The following is an 18,613-nucleotide window of genomic DNA, read 5'->3' on the forward strand; positions in this document are numbered from 1 at the left end:
TAAGGCTAATGTGAGGTGAACATATGCCACATGGAACGGATGGAATAGGAAAACCAAAATGGATCGATCCGGCAACTCTGCTCAGGGACAAGGCAGCCGGAAACAGACCAGGGAATTCTGCAACAGAGTTCGGGCAGTTGCTCAAGGCTGAGATCAGGCAGCAGAAGGACCTCAGGAGCAGTGCCCTTGCCATAAAAAGTCCCGCTCTCCTGATCGAAAAACCTGCAGCTTCCGCCAGTCCGCCTCCCAACGACAGTTTTAAGGAAATTCTGAAGGTCGTCCTGAAACATGAAGGAAGCAGCTATGTAAAAAAGGACGGCATGCGGGAATCATCCAAGATGGGAATCCTCCAGTCAACCGCCAATGAATTCGGATACAAAGGAGATATAAAGGACCTTACCCGTGCCGATGCCGAGGCAATTTACAAAAAAATATGGAACAGGTCAGGCGCGGCAAAGCTGCCTTATCCCTTAAGCCTGATACACTTCGACACGTACGTCAACAGTCCCGCAGCAGCGAGAAAAATCCTTGCGAAGTCCGAAGGCAACGTGGACACATATCTTGATATGCGGGGCCAGAGATTTCAGCGTCTTGCGCAGCGGAGGCCTGCGCGGTTTGGACGGTATCTTAAAGGCTGGATGGCCAGGGTCGATCATCTGAAGCAGATATCTACGGAATATGCGCAGATCCATGAGACAGGATCAGCACAGAAGACCGTGCAAAATGCTCAGCAAATAAAGCCTTCCAAAGGGTAAGCGAACAGCTTAAAAGGCATTGATTACTTTCTGAAACAAACGACTAAAACAGACACATGGCGATGCGACTTACAACCTCAAACACTCGCAACTATCATCCATAACATGTCAGAATATAAAAAAGAAATCTGACCCGTCCCGCGGCATTATTCTCAAGGGTTTTATATCCACTATTGACAGTTGAAATCAGTCTTTATTACTATTTAGGCAAATAGAGACTTGGTCAATGATCATTAAAGGGGGATACAATGGGTCATTTGGCGACGAGGCAGCAGGTTTCCATTCTTCTTTCCATTCTTTTGCTGGCGGTTCTTTGCTCAATAACTCTTCCCGATAAAGCCTCTGGTGCAATACCCACACCCATTGGGGGTGTTGTAAGTAATGGGCCGATTAGTCAGGCCCGCGTATCGATCTATCAGATCAACCTAGATCAAAGTCAAGGCACGTTGGCTGCAGGTCCATTTACTACTGACACAACAGGCAGATGGAACGGCAGCATAGCGAATAAAATCGCTTCCAAATAACTATGATAGAGAATATATAAACCGCCTGCTTTTGCTGTATACAGTCTGGGTTAGAGTGAACTTCTTACTCTGATCGACATACCAGCAGCGGGCAACCCGTAAAGGAGAATTGGGACATATGGCAGAGTTCAAGAACAAGGCTGAGTATGAACGATGGAAAAAGGAGCGGGATATGCAGTCGGAGTTAAGAATGAAACAGCGGGGCAGCCTTGCCGGGGCATCTGCACAGCGGACCTCATCCGGCATTCCGATTGGATTGATCATCACGCTCGTCTTGACAGTGGCCGCAATTGCCGGGGTGGTCTGCAAGGAACGGGGTTACAAAAGGGAAGGTTTTGAGTGAAGAAAAAATCAGTTATGGGGTATTCCCCGGTCGGCGATATCGGATTGAATACGAGTCTGATCAGATTTCGCTTTCTCAACTTTACCTGGTCGGCAATCGGGTTTATATCGTTGGAGTGCGTATGCCTTCAGACAGAATAGATGGAAGCGACAGTGCACGTTTTCTCGGCTCGTTTAAGCTTACGAGATAATGCTTAGATGACACAGAATACTGCAATTTTCAGGACAGCAGGTTTCTTGATTTGGAGAGGCAGACAATATGATGACCGGAGATAATCTGCTTGCGGGAATTCTCTATTATTGCGGTTCCGGGATAATGACCCTGGCGGCAGCTTTTGTGTTGGTTCATGCGTATAATGAAAGCATGGGGCAGTTCTTGCTTATTATGGGATCAGCCTTTATTGCCTATTTCATTGGTCCGATGATTGGTATTCCTCCTTTTCTGGAAGGTCTGATAGCGAGTATTTTCTTTTTAATTTACTTCTTCACCAGGTATGAACGGGAAAGCAAAGGATTTATTCTGGGAATGTATGCGCTGGGACTTGTTGTCCAGATAGTCGGGATAATCATGAGGTAAAAAAGGGTGAATTAGAAGAAACGATACGATAGTCGGTTGATAAGCCGCTGGATTACCTGCGCTATTGAGATTGATGTTTGCGCTCGAATACACAGGTACCCTTACAGTAAGGAAGTAAGGAATCATGCTTGCGAAGAAAACGTCAAAGAACCAGATCGCCCTGCCCAAGAAGATCGTCAAATCTTTCCCTGATGCCCAGTATCCATAAAGGACAGGAGGGATTGCGGACAAGCCGCAATGACAGACATAGATCAGGCGGGCAATAAGGAAACCGTTAGTAATGGAGTTCCTTGATCTCTTTCCAATAACAACTTCAGCTTTTTTTGGTAAAAAGCCTGGATATCGCAGACAGGAAGAGGTCAAGCGGCGGCAGCGTATAGGTCTCATCGATTTCTCCGGAGAACTGTTCTGACCAGCGGTTTTCCACGCCAAGCGCAAGGGCATACGATAGATAGGCCTGAAACAGGGCCGGTGTCTTTTCGGGCGGATTCATCCGGTCAAGCCGGTCGCCCTCGGCGGCGGCGAGAAAAACCCTGAAGCCTTCGATCTCATCGAGCGCCTTTCTGCCGAGCTCTGTAGGAGCCCTTAGAAGAAAAAGGAATACCACATGTCCAGTCATCATGATAAAAAGCGGCGCAAGGAACATAAACTTCATGATATTAAAGACATCAACGCTCTGGCTGACCGCGACAGCAACCGCATAGAGCATTATAGGAAAAAGGGCAGCGAGGTATACAAGCTTCGAAGGCTTCCTCAGTTCGAGGACTTTTTTCCTTACCAGAAAGCGTGTAATAAATCCGGTCAGCAAGGTCCAGAGACCAAGACCGGCCAACTCCCTGATATACGTTCCTCCTATATCGACGATCTCAGCATTGATCGCAGCAACGCCGAGCGAGAGCAGGAAGGCAGGTATCAGGTAAAGCAGATTCTGCGTAAAATATTGTCTGTTCACCATCAGCCGCAGAGCGCGGCGGTGGGCACGATAAGCCCGATGGATCGTTATGGCATCAAGCTCCTGCCTGCTTTGCTGATGAGCACTGCCTGATGAACCCTTGAAGAGCGCATCAAGGAGGGCCTCTTCATCAGGAGCAAGACCGACAGCCTGCTTTTCCGTTCTCTCCACAAAATACCTTCCTGCCTGAGAGGCGATCCTGACAATACCCTCAGCTGCCAGATTCAGGAGTGAAGCGGAAAAAGCGGTGCGGTCATAGCCCATTGTGATGAGGCGGCGGGCAATCCCGGGAGAACAGCCTGCAGGCGGTCTGTAACGAGGCACAATTGAAGATGCCTCCGGGTCCCTGCCGACGCGTACCCATGCAAAAATATAGTAAGCAAAAAAGAGCGTGAGACCCAACAGTCCCGGCCAATAGGCGCTCATGTCCCGAAGGAAGAAGACGACGCGCTGGTCCGGATCAGGCCCGCTTACCGCACCTTTGGGCAGGCTCACGACAACCGAAAGATAGGGCTGCTTCTTCGAAAGTACCTTCTCGTAGTGAAGAACGCCGGCCGCCTCTGATGCAGCAGCCGCTGCAAGCAGTCCCGGAATCTTTCCTGTGCCGGCATTCCAGGAGTGGTCCTCAAGACTTGCAATAATGCCGGAATTCCCGTAGGGAAGAATGACCGTCGTGCTCACGGTCTCTACGGAGTCCAGCCAACCATGCATGCCTTCGCCAAAGACCCACCAGAAAAGCTCATCGTGGTCAGAAAGGAATCTGATATGCCGGTCCACCGTATATTCGAGAGTAAATTCGTGAAGACCCGGTGTCAGGGTAAGCTGTTCAGGTCCTAAAAAAACGTAATGAGTAAACCAGCGGCCCGATGTCTGCACCGTATACGGTATCGGCTGGCCGTCGAGCCCTGCGGCTTTCATCTCAAATCCCATCAGCCGGTAATAGGCATGCTGCCCCTGAACGCGTCCGCCAATGGCCCGGTAAATGCCGGTAAGCAGTGCACCTTCTTTCCGCTGCACAGTAATCCCGCCGGTATGGACCTTCATCGTCTCCTTCACCCGGATATTCCCGTCAGACTGGATATGGATGTCTGCATGAAAACTCCTCACGCGCAGAGACTTCACATCGCGTGAAGAAGGTTCGGATTCGGCTTTCGGCCGAACCGGACGCTGAGGAGGAGAAGGAGATACAGAGGGACTCTTTGCAACTGCGCTTCTGCGGACAAGATCGAAGCATCTGATGTCTTTGCGCGAAATATCATTGATCGGACGAATAAGATTTCCGGGTGTGCTGAAACAATATTTCAGCACTTCCCCCCTTAAAGAAAAGGCTCCTAAAGAAGATTTGTTCCGGTGGCCGGGCTCTGTCGAATCAATCACATCAATATCAAGAGGGGCCCATCCCGGCGGCACCCTGACAAAGCCGTCGGTCAGCCCGAGTTTCCAGTGCACAAATGCGGTTCCCTGATTGAAATAGCCGGAGGAACTGTCAGCGCGCACGGCAAAATTCTTTTCGAAGGTAAACTGCCAGGTTGTGCCGTCGGTCTCGCTCACACCGGTCCATGTTCCTGCGATCCCCTCGATGTTCCAGGGCAACGTTGTATCAGACGCAGGACCGTCTCCCTGCTGATTCCGGCCGATAATGCGGGACATCAGGTCATCAAGACCGGGAGCATTGATCTGCTTGCCAAGACCGAACAGGCCGACTAACCCGATGATCACGATCAGGATAAGCAACAGCATTACCGCAACAAGGATTTTACGGATCATATCTGGAAGTGTAGCACAGGAGGACTCTAATGATAATCCGCCTGCCGGAGGAATTGTGAGGTGCTACAAAAGGCGGAAGATATCCGCAAAATTGCTATGCTGAAGGTGCCTTCACAAAACCCTCCACAACCTTCATTGCCCGGTCAACGGCCCCGGAGTTTTTCAGATACAGGGCACGTGCTTTTTCCCCTGCTGACTTCGCCTTTTCCGGCTGCATCAGAAGTTCTTTGATCTTTTTCGCAAGACCGGTTGAGGTGACCTCAAAGGCAGCGCCTGCAGCATAGAAATCTTTGATAAAAGGAAAGTTTTCCATATGCTGGCCGCAGATGATCGGCTTGCCCCAGTATGCAGGCTCAAGCGGGTTCTGACCGCCGACGCCTTCAATGCTCTTGCCCATGATCGCTATATCGGCAATGCCGTATACCGCAGTCAGTTCTCCCACCGTATCAAGCAGCAGGATATTGAATTTCTTTGGGCCCGGTTCTACACCCTCCACTTCAAGCTCAGAGCGCTTGATATACCTGATGTCAGATTTCCTGATTACGTCTTCTGCCTCTTTGAACCGTTCAGGATGACGCGGGGCAATGATCAGTTTCAGCCCGGGAAAGAGATAGACGTTCTCGCGGTAGGCGTCGATTATGATCTGCTCCTCGCCTGCATGCGTGCTTCCTGCAACGATCACCTGGCCCTGCACCTCTTTCATCCAGAAAGGAATATCCTGCGAAATCTCCATGTCAAACTTGAAATTGCCTGACACCATCACTTTGCTCTCTTGAGCGCCGATAGACTTTATTCTTTCAGCATCTGAAGGGCTCTGCATGCAGAAGAGCTTCACATGCTCCAGGACCTTATGCATAAAAAAAGATGCCTTTTGATATCCCCTTGAGGACTTCTCCGATATCCGGCCGTTCAGGACAATGACCGGGATATTCCTTTCGGCCGCTACCCTGAAAATATTTGGCCAGAGTTCAGTCTCCATGACAATGAAAAGCCTCGGCCTGATCTTTTCAAAACAGCGCTTAAGGATGATCCGCAGGTCAAAGGGAAGATAGACCAGATGCGTGCCTTCAGGGGCTTTTTGCCTCGCAACCTCCTGCCCGGTGTCGGTGATGGTAGAAAGAATGACAGGGACATCCGGATATACTTTTTTCAGTTTCCTCAGAAAGGGGATTGCCGCATTAACCTCACCGACTGAAACCGCATGGATCCAGATTGGTGAGGAATGAGCCATGAGCAGTGAGCGGTCAAAAAAACCGAATTTGTCATGCAGCCATTTTTTCCTGATTTCCGCAGGTCTTTTCAGATACTGCGGCAGAAACAGGATCAGGAGGGCCAATGAGTAAAGAATGCTGTATAGCAGAAACATCGCAGTATTATTTCTTCCAGCCTGCCATCTCGATAACCATGTCCGATACCCGGTCTGAGGCATGTTTTTCAATAAATACCCTCCGCACATCGTCATACGACTTCTGCATTTCTGCCCGGTACGCAGAATCAGTTATCAAGCGCTTCAGCTCAAGCATGATATTTTCAACCGTCGCATCTTTCTGGAGGAGTTCCCTGACGACCTCACTCCCGGAAAGGATATTGACGAGTGATACATGCTTTACTTTTATAATGCGTTTGGCGAGCCAGAAGGTAAGGGGAAACACCTTGTATACAACCACAAGCGGCAGACCAAGAAGCACTGCCTGAAGCGTTGCCGTGCCCGAGGCGATAACCGCATAGTCGGATGCCGCGAGAGTCTTGAGGGACTTGCCCTTATTGATCATCACGCCTTCATGCTGCAGGCAGTCGATAAGGGCCTTATGCTGAATAAGATCAGTGTTTGGAGCAAAGGGAAGGCAGTATTGATATCCCGGGAGTTCATAGTTGGCCTGCTTCACCGCATCAAGGAGCAGGGGAAGAAGTCGCTGCAGCTCATGGGGCCTGCTGCCGGGAAGAAGCGCTAAAAGCGGCATCTCCGGGTCGAGTCCCAGCTCCGCCTTTAACGTCTTCTTATCCGGCTGAATCTGCAACATCTCGTCAAGGATCGGATGTCCGACAAACTCTGCGGCAAGACCGGTATCACGATAGATCTTTTCCTCAAAAGGAAGGATGACTGCCATCCGGTCGACCAGTTTTGCGATCTTCTTCACCCTGCCCTCTCTCCATGCCCATACCTGCGGACTCACGTAATAAAGGACTGGGATATTCTGCTTCCGTGCCTCTGCGGCAAGACGGAGATTGAAGTCAGGGTAATCGATAAGAACAAGGACCGAGGGACGAGATTTCCTAAATGCCTCTGAAGCTTTTCTGAATGTCTCTTTAAGGGCCTTCAGGGAAGAGAGCGCCTCTGTAAGGCCAAAGGCGCTTGCGATACCGGAGAGAAGCTCAACCCCGGCTGCCTGCATCCTTTCACCGCCGATGCCGATGATCCTGAGGTGAGGGACTTTTTTTTTCAGGGCGTCTGCAAGGAGCGCTCCATAGAGTTCTCCTGAGGTCTCGCCTGCAACGATCATGACCGTTTCAGACATTGTTGATGATCTCTGCGATCTCCTTGATCGTTTTTTCTTCCAGTTCCGGATACATGGGAAGGGAAAACACTTTTGACGCGGCATCTTCCGCAACAGGGAAGTCTCCCTCTTTATGGCCAAGGAAACTCAGGGCCTCCTGCAGATGCAGGGGGATCGGGTAATAGACGACCGACGATATCTCCTTTTCACGCAGTGCCTGCTGTATCCTGTCCCTCTGGACGCTCCGTAAGGTGTACTGGTGATACACATGGGTCATACCCGGCTTTTCAACCGGTTTGAGCACCGCGTCCGAAATATACGTATTATACAGGGCTGCGTTTTCGCGTCTGCGCCTGTTGTAATCATCGATCCTCCTGAACTTCACCAAAAGGATGCCTGCCTGCAGTTCATCGAGCCTGCTGTTGAAGCCGACAGACTCATGTTTATAGGCACCCTTTGAGCCGTGGTTCCTAAGCACCCTGATCCTGTCAACAAGCTCCGCGTCATTCAGGGTCACCATACCGGCATCGCCGAACGCGCCGAGGTTCTTGCTCGGGTAGAAGCTGAAACAGCCGACGTCACCAAAACTGCCTGTCTTTCTGCCGTTGATATCTGCACCGAACGACTGGGCGCAGTCTTCGATGACATGCAGATTATGTTTCTTTGCGATCGCCATGATCTTGTCCATGTCTGCCGGATGGCCGAAGATATGGACAGGAATAATCGCTTTTGTGTTTTCGGTAATCTTCGCCTCGATCTTTGCAGGGTCGATGTTCATCGTCTCCGGATCGATATCGACAAAGACCGGTGTGGCCCCGGTGTAGATCACGGCCTCGGCCGTTGCAAAGAAGGTGAAGGGCGTTGTGATCACCTCGTCTCCGTCACCAATGCCAAGAGCTTCCACCGCAAGATGCAGGGCATCCGTGCCGGATGCAACACCGATCGCCTCAGACACGCCGTGGTACGCAGCAACCTTTTTCTCGAACTCCGATACCCGCGGGCCAAGAATATAGTGCGCACTTTCGAGGATATCGGTTACGGTGCCGAGCACCTCATCCTTTATGTCGGCGAACTGTTTTTTCAGATCTATCATCGGAACCATACCTGTTATATCTCCATTATAGTATTCATTCGTTTAATGCATCTGCTGCGGCTATATCATCTCGTTTATCTTCAGCACAATCTCAAGTGCCTGCATACCCTCTCTGCCGGAGACCATCGGACATGCCCTGCTCTGCAGGCAGGAGACAAAATCCTTCAACTCTTCCTTAAGAGGCTCCCGGCTCTCAGGTCTGATGACATCAAAGGCAATGCCGGTGGCATCCTTGAAGTAGCGCCTGACTTCCTGGGACTGGTAATCGACCGAAATAAACGAATCGTCCTGATGGACTTTCAGACGCCTCGCTTTTTCAGTCGCAAGCCTGCTTGCCGTAATAAGCGCCTTGCAGCCGTTTTCAAACTCGATCCATGCCTTTGCCGCATCGATCTTGCCGGTAAGCACCCGGTCACCCGCAGCATTGATGCTCCTGACCGTTGACTTCACAAGGCCGCTCACGATATCAATATCGTGAATCATGAGGTCAAGGGTCACGTCAACATCCGTCCCTCTTCCCAAAAACGGCGAAAGCCGCTCCGCCTCGATGAAACGGGGATTCCGTATCAACTCCGACGCCGCGACAATGGCAGGGTTATACCGTTCAAGGTGCCCGACCTGAAGAATACGGCCTCCGGCATCAGCTGCAGCTATGATCTCCCGGGCGTCCTGAAGACTCCCGGTGATAGGTTTTTCAACAAAGACATCCTTGCCTGCCTTCAGACAGGCAAGCGCAATCTCATGATGTGTCGTCGTAGGAGTCACAATACTGACCGCATCGCAGTTTTCGACAAGCTCCTGCCAGTCTCCAAATGACGCGCAGCCATACCTGACAGCGATCTCGCCGGCACGCACGAGGTCAGAGTCAGCAACACCGGCAAGCGCAACATGCTCCAGTTCAGAAAAAATGCGGGCATGGTGCTGCCCAAGATAGCCCACGCCGATTACGCCGATACGATGTGACACGTTTCCCCCTCGACAAGAATATGCGGTATATTTTGCACTATCACGGGAAGTTTCGGCAAGGATACCGATGTTGATAAAAGACCAAAAGCAGGTGAATGAAACCGCAGGAGCAGGTGACTTAAGGACTGAAAGAGGGTGAACAGTGCAAGGGCTCTGCTTGTAATCGAAATATGATAATTTGTAAAATGAGCATAGGTAACTATGAAAAAGCATATCCTCTTTTCCCTTCTTTTCTGTATTGCCATTTTTGCCGGGTGCGCATCCGTACCGACACAGACTGACATCCCTGTCCTGCCCCTTGACGATAAATCCCTCGGAGAATTCATGGAGCAGAAGCAACAGCATATCAGCGCGGTCATGGAAGCCGTAGAAAAAAGAAACCAGGAGGTGGAAAAGGACCCCCTCTGGATTTCATGGGCATACAACAAACTCGACATTCGGAAACTGCAGGACATTCCGGCAGCCTCATACGGCGAATACGCAAAATACATTGACAGCAACAAGTCGGTATATATCTTTGTCCATCCCTCCTACTACCTGTTCTTTCACGCCAAGAAGCCTCAGGTGACACGGGAACCACAGGACCTGAAAGGCAGTCTGGTCGATCTGTTTCTGAAGGAGTCTCCGAAGAAGGCTGTCACGCGGCTTGAGCAGGAACAGCAGAGGAACGAAAAGAATTTTCTTGAATATCTGACCATGGATGAAAAACTCGTCATACTGCTGCTGCCGCGGAACTACCGGAACGCCAACAGCTATACCTACATGAACTTCCGTGACGAATATGCACGATACCTCAACGAGATCGCCAACGGGTCGCCGTCCATACTCTATATGGAATCCGAATCAGCCAGCGTCGGCAGACTGCTCTCGGAGGATCTTGTCGTACTCCTTTCCTTCCTTGAGGCCGTTGGCGCAAAGTCCGTACTTATCGGCGGGGGCTACGTAGGCCGGTGCCAAAAAGAATTCTACGGCTATGTCACAAAGTATTCTTTCGGGAGCAACTACTTCATCGTTCCTGAACTTTCGACCTTCTCCCCTGAAGACATCACGGAAAACACCGCCAGCAGCTTTATGGAAAATGATCAGATAAACCTGAAGGCGAGTTCGGAATTCGTCCTGCACAAAACACCCAGCAATACAAACCTTCAGCACCTCCCACCCCAATTCATCAATACCGTGCTTAATCTCGCCGCACCGAAAAACAGGGACACGGGCCTGCCAAACAATAGGGAGTCCCATCTGAATATGAATGTGACAAAAGAGCCGACAACAATACAGGAAGCCCGGGAAGACCGGGCTGATCAAGATTACTGCTATTAGGGGGATATGACAATTTATGATTAAAGAAGCTATCAATCTGCTCGTCGGGGGCATTGACCTCTCTGAACCCGAAATGGCCGAGTGCATGCAGGAGATCATGGAGGGGAAAGCCACTGATGCCCAGATAGGCTCATTCCTCACGGCGCTCAGGATCAAGGGGGAGACGGTTGAAGAGATCACCGGCGCAGCGCGCATCATGCGGGACAAGGCAGCAAAGATCAAGGCGCCGGAGGGTGTGCTTGATACCTGCGGCACAGGCGGGGACATGTCTCACACCTTCAATATTTCCACAACCGTGGCAATCGTCATAGCAGCAGGCGGCGTGCCTGTCGCCAAGCATGGCAATAAGGCGGTATCGAGCAAGTCAGGCAGTGCTGATCTGCTGGAGGCGCTCGGCATCAGGATCGATTTGGCTCCGGACAAGGTGGAAAAATGCCTTTTTGAAACAGGCTTCGGTTTCCTTTTTGCACCGCTCTTCCACCCGGCAATGAAATATGCGATCGGGCCGCGCCGGGAGATGGGCCTCCGGACGATCTTCAATATCCTGGGTCCCTTAACCAATCCTGCGGGTGCCAGGAGACAGATACTTGGCGTATTCGCCGCCAAACTTACCGAGACGCTTGCAACCGTACTCGGCAACCTCGGCGCGGAAGATGCGATGGTCGTACATGGTGAAGACGGGCTTGACGAGATCACGATCACGGACGGCACCCGGGTATCACGGTTCACCAAAGGCAAGGTGGAGAATCTTATCCTCTCGCCCGAGGACTTCGGTCTTAAACGCGGTAAAAGGGAAGACCTTGTCGGAGGAGACAATCAGGAAAATGCAAAAATCACCCTGCAGATACTGAACGGTGAAAAGGGATCAAAACGCGATATAGTGATGATCAATGCTGCTGCCGGCTTCATGGTTGCAGGCAGGGCATCTGATATGAAGACAGCGGTTGCAATGGCCCAGGAAGCGATTGACTCAGGCAGAGCCCTGAAAAAGCTTGAGGAGATCAGGAAGATTTCGAACAGTCAGTAGGGCTACGTTTGTTTCAGCTTAAGGAAGTTTCTGAGCAGGTCTTTTCCTGCCAGGGTAAGAATTGACTCCGGGTGAAACTGCACCCCCTCTATTACCAGTTCCTTGTGCCTTACGCCCATGATCTCTCCCGTATCGGTCCATGCCGTGACCTCAAGGCAGTCGGGCTTTGTCTCTTTCCTTATGATAAGCGAATGATATCTCGTCGCCTCAAAAGGATTGGGCAGCCCCTCAAAAAGTATCCGGCCGTCGTGATGAATAAGTGAGGTCTTGCCATGCATAAGCCTCGGGGCACGGATGATCTCGCCTCCAAAGGCCGCGCCAATCGACTGATGGCCAAGGCATACACCGAGGAGCGGCACCTTCCCGCCAAAATGCCTGATCGTCTCGACCGAGATGCCAGCCTCGTTTGGCGTGCATGGACCCGGTGATATGACGATCCTGTCGGGCTTCATCGTTTCGATCTCATCGATCGTTATTTTATTATTTCTGAAGACCTGAACATCCTCACCCAATTCGCCAAAATACTGGACCAGGTTATAGGTAAAAGAATCGTAATTGTCAATCATCAATAGCATCGTCTTGTCCTTTTTATCCTTTCAAACTTTCCGCTGCCCGTTTATTCATCATTACTCATCACCCATTACGGTGTTCTAATCCAATCCCTCTTCTGCCATGTCAACGGCCTTCATCATGCCCTTAGCCTTGTTCACCGTCTCCGTGTATTCCTTCTCCGGCTCTGAATCGGCAACAATACCTGCGCCTGCCTGGACATAAACCTTATCATCCTTGACGACCAGGGTCCTGATCGTGATACACATGTCAAGGTTCCCTGAATAGCTCAGGTAACCGACCGATCCGGCATAGGGACCGCGACGGGCAGGCTCAAGTTCATCAATAATCTCCATGGCGCGGACCTTTGGAGCGCCGCTGACCGTGCCCGCAGGAAAACAGGCACCTAAGACGTCAAAGGAATCAAGACCCTCCTTCAGATCACCTTCCACATTCGACACGAGATGCATCACATGGCTGTACCGTTCGACAGTCATCAGGTCCGTGACTTTGACCGAGCCGACCTTTGCCACGCGCCCCACATCATTCCTTCCCAGGTCTACCAGCATGATATGCTCGGCAATCTCCTTCGGATCACACTTCAACTCTTCTTCAAGCTCTTTATCAACCGCATCGGTCTCTCCCCGCCGCCTCGTACCGGCGATAGGGCGAAGCACAATCTTCCGGTTCTCGACCCTCACAAGGATCTCGGGCGACGAGCCCACGATCTTCCCGTCTCCGATGTCAAGATAATACATATAGGGCGAAGGGTTGATCACCCGCAGCGCACGATAGATATCAAAGGGATCAACCTGCGAAGACCGCTCGAACCGCTGCGACAGGACCACCTGGACAATGTCGCCTGCCATAACATATTCCTTCGCTTTTTCCACCGCAGAAAGGAACCCGTCTTTGGGCATATTCGAATTAAAGCCGGCCGCTTTTCCCGTGCCACTGACATCAGTGCCCTGCAGAGGCGTTCTCAGCCTGCCGATAATCTCATCGATCTTCTGCACGGATTCCGCATAGATCTCCTCCAGGGGCCTGCCGTCAACATGAGCATTCGATACCACCTTAATTTTCTGCTTCAGACTGTCGAAAACAAGCATGGTATCGGTAAGCATGAGAAAGAAATCGGGAAGGCCGATGCCGTCCTTGGCCTTCAGTTCGATCGTCTCAAAGAACGATACCATGTCGTAGCCGATGTATCCCACAAGGCCGCCAAAAAACCGTGGCAGCCCTTTCACCTCAACCGGGCGATACGCCGTGATCTCCGCTTTGATGACATCAACCGGGCTTTCGGTCTCGATAATCCGCGGCGCGCTGCTGCCCTCAAGGATTTCGACCGTCCGGCCTCTTCCCTTCAGAATTTTTGCAGGACGGGAGCCGAGGAATGAATAACGCGCCCATTTCTCGCCGCCCTCAACGCTCTCAAGCAGAAAAGACGGAGACCCGCCGAGTTTCAGAAATGCGGTCACCGGCGTATACGTATCAGCGAGGATCTCCCGGTACACCGGGATAAGGTTGCCCTTTTGCGCAAGCCTCTTAAATTCTTCAAAATCAGGATAGAGCATGTTGACAAAAATTTCCTTTTTTAATTAATATGTTCAGTATCGTAATTATAGCGCATTACCTGATGATAAGTTAAGACTACGTCAGATGGCGCTCTGAGCCTTGAAGAGTTCATGCGGGAATAGCTCAGTGGTAGAGCACAACCTTGCCAAGGTTGGGGTCGCGGGTTCGAATCCCGTTTCCCGCTCCATTAAACAATCGTAATGAGTAATGCGTTATGGGTAATGAGTAATCAGACAAAAACAACCGTAATGATTACTTTCTAAAATGCTGCCCGATCCGGTTTTACTTATCACTCATCACTGATTACTTTTTACTGCCTCTCATGGCGGCGTACCCAAGTGGTTAAGGGGACGGTCTGCAAAACCGTTATTCAGCGGTTCAAATCCGCTCGCCGCCTCCAATTTCCCTCACAGCTTTCCCTTCCCTGATCACCTCAAGCAGCGTTATGTCCAACGCCTTCTCTTCGAAATACTCCTGCTCAAGGGACTCGACATAAAAACGGTCAAGTCCGCTGTTAAGGAGAAAGTCCTCTCTCAGTTCAGAATCACTGTTAAGTATCACCTCAGGGAGAATCTGGTTCAGGTATACCGATTCTTTGCGGAGATCGAGGAAGACCTTTTCAAAAAGCCTGACAGGGATCTTTGCGGCGATCCCCCGGTCAGCGAGCTCCTTTGCAATATCCTCCCGAATATGGTTTCTGACCGTTTTGAGTTCAAGCCCGGGGAAGAAGCTTCTCATGCGCTCCTTGAGCGCGGCATGGGTTTCAAAGTAAAGCTTTTCCTCATTCGTGAGTGTTGCGAGGTCTGCGATGACGTCTTTGTATGAGGCCTCACCGTTTTGGATATTTTCGACGCCCTTGTTCACCAGCTTCAGCTTGCGCTTGCCATAGGAGGTTATATACTTATTGTCCATCAGGTCCGTAATAAATACAGACCGGAAGAGCTCACCATCCAGGCGGTCAAATTCCTTTTTATTGCCGACAAGACTCCTGAGCGATTCCTCCCTGAACTCGATGTTCTTCATGAAAGACAGCTGGCTCAAAAGCGCAAGGACATTATCATAGCGGTCAAAATACGTGATGATGGAACTGAACTCTTCAAAGACGCTGAAGTCGTCCGTCTCCCGCGAAAGCTCATCACAGGCTTTGCCGATATCAAGCAGCACCTGCTCGAAGCCCCGGTCATTCTGCGAGTAGGCAATATGCTTTGCCCTGATGAGCCTTACGATGTCCTCCTTGATGATATGCTGTTTAAGAGAAGGGTCCTTGAAAAAGAGATTCTCAAGGATGGCGCGGGACTCCTTCAGATATTCCTGTTCTTCCACCTCAAGCACTTTTTTGTCCTTGAGCAACAGATCGTCAAGCGTGTCAAAGAGCACGACCGGGATGTTGTTTCTGATGCTCAGGGTCCTGAGCCGGTTGAGGCGTGCATGACCTGAGGCGTCAAGCATATCGTCGGTAATCCCTCTGATAAGGATATCACGGTATTCATCAACGACCAGCTTGTTGTCCGGGTGGCGGTACATCACATCGATCTTCATCCGCTCCTGCTGATAGTGGTCAATCCCGTTGCGCGCGACAATCTCGTGGAGGAAAAGTTCCTCATCAGGAGTAAGCCCCCTGTTCCTTAAATAAAAATTCCTGTACGCATCGTAGTATTCACGGTTGGCCCTGTGGATAAGCTTGAAAATGAAGACCATGGACTTCTGCTCGCCTAACTCGGCGCAGAAGCTCTCAAGAAGCTCGGTATCCTTGTTCTGGGACAAGAGGTCATTACGCTTCAGAAACTTACCGACTGCCCTGAGAACCTGCTTCTGCCGTTTCTTATAGTCGCCGTCGGACTCTGAAGCAATCAGGAAGTAATAGTTCGTAACCGCATGCCCCTGGAGGAAAAGGCGGTAGAAGGTCTCTCCGCCCTCCGTGTCATTGGTAAAAATGACCCGCTCGCTTTCGTCCATGAATGCGCCAAACATGATGAGCCTGTTCAGTACATCCTCTTTTTCCATGTCTGCAAGGGGCTTTTCAACGCCAAACATATACTCACAGAAGCTGCCGCCGGTGCCCCGGTAGCTTACTCCCGTTTCAGAGACGGTGAACTCATTGCCGCGGGAAAAAAAGCGGATCCTGGCGGCCTCTTCTTCGTAGAAATAAGTGCTGAGGGTATCTGCCCCGGAGACAAGGGCAAAAAAGTCTACCGGACCGTGACTGCCATGGAGCCTCAGGTCTTTAATCATAAAGAAAATATACCACAGGATTGTTCTTTTATTCTCATTCAGGCAGTGTAGCTGCCGCTGATAAGTTGATGAAAGACCCCGATTTATCTATTATAAATACAGGACATTATGAAACATCTTCACCACGATATGCACTGCCTGACCAGACTAAAAATAGGGATTTCCGCCTGTTGTGCACTGATACTGCTGTCAATTTTTATCTCTGTCTCTGCGGGGGACTCAGGAGGAAAAGAAGCCTTCGCAAAGGGCAGAACCGATCTCGCTGCCGGCCGCTACAACGAGGCCGTATCCAATCTTCTCATCGCCCAAAAAGAGTTCACCCTTCTTGAAGACTATGCGATGCTCTATCTGGCCGACGCGTACCACAATCTCGGAGAGCACGGAAAGGCGGGTGAGACCCTCCGGGCACTGATCGACCGATATCCGTCGTCGCCCCTGCGGAAAAAGGCGAGAATGGCGGAACTCAGAGAGGGAAGAGATATCAGCGAGGAAGGGCAGCTGCCTCTGTATGAGGCATATATACGGGACTTCCCTGAAGACGATGACGCATATTATAGCTATGGTCAGCTGCTAAAAAAGAACAACCAAAAAGAGAAGGCGTCAGCGGTCTTCAGAAAACTCTATCTGAAAGCGGGGTATCGTTCCGCTGCTGCACGTGCCGAACTGGGCGCAGATGAGATCACAACGGCGGACACGGTTGAGCGTGCCTCAAATCTTATGAAACAGTATGATTTTGAGGAGGCTGAACGCGAGTTGAGGCAGGCACTTGCCGCATGCCCGGCCAATAACAGACAGGAGGTCCTCAAAAATCTCGCCTATACCCTCTTCAAGCAGAAAAAGTACCGTGAAGCAGCAGAGCTCTATGGAGAAGTGAATGACCTCTTCTACAAGGCCCGTTCTCTGTACCGGGCAGGAGATAAAAAAGGCTTTGAAGCAGCCCTGAACACTCTTACAAAGCGCAATGACAAGAAGGCCGGTTTTCTGCTCGTTACGGTTGCCGCCGACCGGAGACGGGAAAAGGATTTTGACCGGGCGATCCAGATATATCAGGATGTGCTGAAGAACTATCCCTCTGATGCGGAAGATGCGCTTTGGGGCATAGGGTGGACGCAGTACCTTGCAGGGAACTATCAGCAGTCTGAAGAAACGTTCTCCCGTCTCCATGACCGCTATGATGAAGCAAAATATCTCTACTGGCTGGCAAGAAGCATGGAAGCGCAAAATAGAGACGCATCGGGCCTCTATACGAGACTCATGACAGCGGGCAATAATAATTTTTACGCTGTGCTGGCATATGCCCGAAGCGGCAGGATGCTCCCCCGGCTTTCATCGCTGAATCTGTCTGACGGAACGCCGGGGAAAAGCAGGGGAAACGAGAAAATTGAGGCGCTCATCTCCCTCGACATGCGGCAGGAGGCTGTTGCCGAGCTTGCAGCATCATGCAGAACTACACCCTCAATGCCTGATCTTCTCTTCAGCGCAGCCAAGTTCCAGGAATTGGGAGAATTCAAACGCTCGATCACCCTGACCAGCAAGATTCCTTACTCGGAAAAAATGCACCGGTTCTGGTACCCGCTCGCCTTCTGGGACAAGGTAGAGCAGGCATCAAAGCGCAATAATCTTGACCCTTTCATCATCCTGTCGGTTATGAGAGAAGAGAGCCGATTCGATCAGGCAGTAAAGTCCCCCGCAGGGGCATATGGGCTTATGCAGCTCATGCCCCAGACAGCGTACCGCCTCGACAAGAACCTCAAGCTCGGCATTCACAGGCCTTCACAGCTCACCGACCCGAAAAATAACGTCCAATTAGGGAGTTTTTATCTGAGGAATCTGCTCGACGAGTTCCATTCGCTGGCACATATGCTCGCAGCATATAATGCAGGAGAACTGGCAGTAAGGTCGTGGCAGCAGCGCTTTGACTACCGGTCCATCGACGAGTTTATCGAAGACATCCCTTACAACGAAACAAGGAATTACGTAAAAAAAGTGCTCACCAGTTATTTCCATTACAGGAGAGCCGGACTGCCTCAACAGGGAGAAGACAGCGGTATCGGGATCATCCTTGGGAAGACTTCATAATATGGACACAAAACCGGCGCATCTGGTATCGTAACCAATGGCATGGAAAGCATCCCTTTTCGATGATGAAGCTCTGTCGACATCATCAATCAGTTCGGGGGAGGCGTCTGCGCTTATAACCAAGGAGGTAGCACCCGTGGACCGGCTCAAAAACCTTGAAGAAAAGATTGCAACCGCAGTGGACAGAGTCAAGGCTCTGAAAGAGGAAAAGATATCCCTCGAAAGGAAGATCAGGGAGCTCGAATCACTTCTTGATGACAAGAACCGGGAAGTGGAATCGCTGAAGGACGAAAAGACGTCGATCAAGAACCAGGTCGAAGAGCTTCTTGAGGAGCTCGAAACCCTGGAGATCTGATACAG

At 50.9% G+C, this 18,613-nt stretch carries 16 protein-coding genes and 2 tRNA genes; 10 read left to right on the forward strand and 8 right to left on the reverse strand.

Features of this window, described 5'->3' with window-relative positions; all coding sequences use genetic code 11:
- The first annotated feature begins 23 nt into the window (after positions 1-23).
- The 4 genes from HZB31_09480 to HZB31_09495 all read left to right on the forward strand — a co-directional run bounded on the left by HZB31_09480 (position 24) and on the right by HZB31_09495 (position 2,198).
- Complete coding sequence (locus HZB31_09480; GenBank protein MBI5848162.1) at positions 24-755, forward strand: hypothetical protein; 732 nt, start codon at positions 24-26, stop codon at positions 753-755.
- A 248-nt stretch (positions 756-1,003) separates the two neighbouring features.
- Positions 1,004-1,279, forward strand: a complete 276-nt coding sequence (locus HZB31_09485) for a hypothetical protein (GenBank protein MBI5848163.1) — start codon at positions 1,004-1,006, stop codon at positions 1,277-1,279.
- 118 nt (positions 1,280-1,397) lie between these two features.
- Positions 1,398-1,622, forward strand: a complete 225-nt coding sequence (locus tag HZB31_09490) for a hypothetical protein (protein ID MBI5848164.1) — start codon at positions 1,398-1,400, stop codon at positions 1,620-1,622.
- Positions 1,623-1,880: 258 nt separating this feature from the next.
- Positions 1,881-2,198 (forward strand): hypothetical protein, encoded by a 318-nt coding sequence (locus tag HZB31_09495; GenBank protein MBI5848165.1) that lies wholly within the window; start codon positions 1,881-1,883, stop codon positions 2,196-2,198.
- Positions 2,199-2,511: 313 nt separating this feature from the next.
- On the opposite strand, the gene HZB31_09500 is transcribed toward HZB31_09495, so the two are convergent.
- The 5 genes from HZB31_09500 to HZB31_09520 all read right to left on the reverse strand — a co-directional run bounded on the left by HZB31_09500 (position 2,512) and on the right by HZB31_09520 (position 9,471).
- Entirely contained in the window at positions 2,512-4,917 is a 2,406-nt protein-coding gene (locus HZB31_09500) for a DUF2207 domain-containing protein (protein MBI5848166.1), read from the reverse strand.
- A gap of 94 nt (positions 4,918-5,011) precedes the next feature.
- A complete protein-coding gene (locus tag HZB31_09505; protein MBI5848167.1) occupies positions 5,012-6,283 on the reverse strand; it encodes a 3-deoxy-D-manno-octulosonic acid transferase in 1,272 nt (423 codons plus the stop codon).
- A 7-nt stretch (positions 6,284-6,290) separates the two neighbouring features.
- On the reverse strand, positions 6,291-7,433 hold the full coding sequence (gene lpxB, locus HZB31_09510) for a lipid-A-disaccharide synthase (GenBank protein MBI5848168.1): 1,143 nt from the start codon (positions 7,431-7,433) through the stop codon (positions 6,291-6,293).
- A complete protein-coding gene (locus tag HZB31_09515) occupies positions 7,426-8,514 on the reverse strand; it encodes a DegT/DnrJ/EryC1/StrS family aminotransferase (protein MBI5848169.1) in 1,089 nt (362 codons plus the stop codon). The genes lpxB and HZB31_09515 overlap by 8 nt, the downstream gene beginning before the upstream one ends.
- Before the next feature lie 51 nt (positions 8,515-8,565).
- Positions 8,566-9,471: a Gfo/Idh/MocA family oxidoreductase gene (locus HZB31_09520; GenBank protein MBI5848170.1), complete on the reverse strand. Its 906-nt coding sequence runs from the start codon at positions 9,469-9,471 to the stop codon at positions 8,566-8,568.
- Between the two features lie 201 nt (positions 9,472-9,672).
- On the opposite strand from HZB31_09520, the gene HZB31_09525 reads away from it, so the two are divergent.
- A complete protein-coding gene (locus HZB31_09525) occupies positions 9,673-10,791 on the forward strand; it encodes a hypothetical protein (protein MBI5848171.1) in 1,119 nt (372 codons plus the stop codon).
- A 16-nt stretch (positions 10,792-10,807) separates the two neighbouring features.
- Positions 10,808-11,818: an anthranilate phosphoribosyltransferase gene (gene trpD / locus HZB31_09530; GenBank protein ID MBI5848172.1), complete on the forward strand. Its 1,011-nt coding sequence runs from the start codon at positions 10,808-10,810 to the stop codon at positions 11,816-11,818.
- Positions 11,819-11,820: 2 nt separating this feature from the next.
- Here trpD and pabA read toward each other — a convergent pair whose 3' ends face one another.
- Together pabA and trpE are read right to left on the reverse strand one after the other, a co-directional pair.
- Positions 11,821-12,393, reverse strand: coding sequence for an aminodeoxychorismate/anthranilate synthase component II (gene pabA, locus HZB31_09535; GenBank protein MBI5848173.1), 573 nt, complete (start codon positions 12,391-12,393; stop codon positions 11,821-11,823).
- A gap of 75 nt (positions 12,394-12,468) precedes the next feature.
- Entirely contained in the window at positions 12,469-13,941 is a 1,473-nt protein-coding gene (trpE, locus tag HZB31_09540; protein MBI5848174.1) for an anthranilate synthase component I, read from the reverse strand.
- A gap of 113 nt (positions 13,942-14,054) precedes the next feature.
- Between trpE and HZB31_09545 the strand changes: the two genes are divergently transcribed.
- Positions 14,055-14,129, forward strand: a tRNA-Gly gene (locus tag HZB31_09545).
- Between the two features lie 137 nt (positions 14,130-14,266).
- Positions 14,267-14,342: transfer RNA gene (locus tag HZB31_09550), tRNA-Cys, on the forward strand.
- Here the strand turns inward: HZB31_09550 and HZB31_09555 are convergent.
- Positions 14,321-16,174: a TIGR04442 family protein gene (locus HZB31_09555; protein MBI5848175.1), complete on the reverse strand. Its 1,854-nt coding sequence runs from the start codon at positions 16,172-16,174 to the stop codon at positions 14,321-14,323. The two genes, HZB31_09550 and HZB31_09555, sit on opposite strands and share 22 nt — an antisense overlap.
- A gap of 108 nt (positions 16,175-16,282) precedes the next feature.
- Between HZB31_09555 and HZB31_09560 the strand changes: the two genes are divergently transcribed.
- On the forward strand, positions 16,283-18,253 hold the full coding sequence (locus HZB31_09560; GenBank protein MBI5848176.1) for a transglycosylase SLT domain-containing protein: 1,971 nt from the start codon (positions 16,283-16,285) through the stop codon (positions 18,251-18,253).
- Between the two features lie 37 nt (positions 18,254-18,290).
- Positions 18,291-18,608 carry a cell division protein ZapB gene (zapB, locus tag HZB31_09565; GenBank protein MBI5848177.1) on the forward strand — a complete coding sequence of 106 codons (318 nt, stop codon included), beginning with the start codon at positions 18,291-18,293 and terminating at the stop codon, positions 18,606-18,608.
- Positions 18,609-18,613 lie beyond the last annotated feature (5 nt).

This window comes from Nitrospirota bacterium (assembly GCA_016235245.1).
Classification (GTDB): Bacteria; Nitrospirota; Thermodesulfovibrionia; order Thermodesulfovibrionales; family UBA6898; genus UBA6898.

Coding starts and splice junctions, on each gene's coding strand:
- HZB31_09555 (MBI5848175.1), bottom strand. CDS start 16,174: ATGATTAAAGACCTGAGGCTCCATGGCAGTCACGGTCCGGTAGACTTT.
- HZB31_09480 (MBI5848162.1), top strand. CDS start 24: ATGCCACATGGAACGGATGGAATAGGAAAACCAAAATGGATCGATCCG.
- HZB31_09485 (MBI5848163.1), top strand. CDS start 1,004: ATGGGTCATTTGGCGACGAGGCAGCAGGTTTCCATTCTTCTTTCCATT.
- HZB31_09560 (MBI5848176.1), top strand. CDS start 16,283: ATGAAACATCTTCACCACGATATGCACTGCCTGACCAGACTAAAAATA.
- trpD (MBI5848172.1), top strand. CDS start 10,808: ATGATTAAAGAAGCTATCAATCTGCTCGTCGGGGGCATTGACCTCTCT.
- zapB (MBI5848177.1), top strand. CDS start 18,291: ATGGCATGGAAAGCATCCCTTTTCGATGATGAAGCTCTGTCGACATCA.
- HZB31_09490 (MBI5848164.1), top strand. CDS start 1,398: ATGGCAGAGTTCAAGAACAAGGCTGAGTATGAACGATGGAAAAAGGAG.
- pabA (MBI5848173.1), bottom strand. CDS start 12,393: ATGCTATTGATGATTGACAATTACGATTCTTTTACCTATAACCTGGTC.
- trpE (MBI5848174.1), bottom strand. CDS start 13,941: ATGCTCTATCCTGATTTTGAAGAATTTAAGAGGCTTGCGCAAAAGGGC.
- HZB31_09495 (MBI5848165.1), top strand. CDS start 1,881: ATGATGACCGGAGATAATCTGCTTGCGGGAATTCTCTATTATTGCGGT.
- HZB31_09505 (MBI5848167.1), bottom strand. CDS start 6,283: ATGTTTCTGCTATACAGCATTCTTTACTCATTGGCCCTCCTGATCCTG.
- HZB31_09525 (MBI5848171.1), top strand. CDS start 9,673: ATGAAAAAGCATATCCTCTTTTCCCTTCTTTTCTGTATTGCCATTTTT.
- HZB31_09515 (MBI5848169.1), bottom strand. CDS start 8,514: ATGGTTCCGATGATAGATCTGAAAAAACAGTTCGCCGACATAAAGGAT.
- lpxB (MBI5848168.1), bottom strand. CDS start 7,433: ATGTCTGAAACGGTCATGATCGTTGCAGGCGAGACCTCAGGAGAACTC.
- HZB31_09500 (MBI5848166.1), bottom strand. CDS start 4,917: ATGATCCGTAAAATCCTTGTTGCGGTAATGCTGTTGCTTATCCTGATC.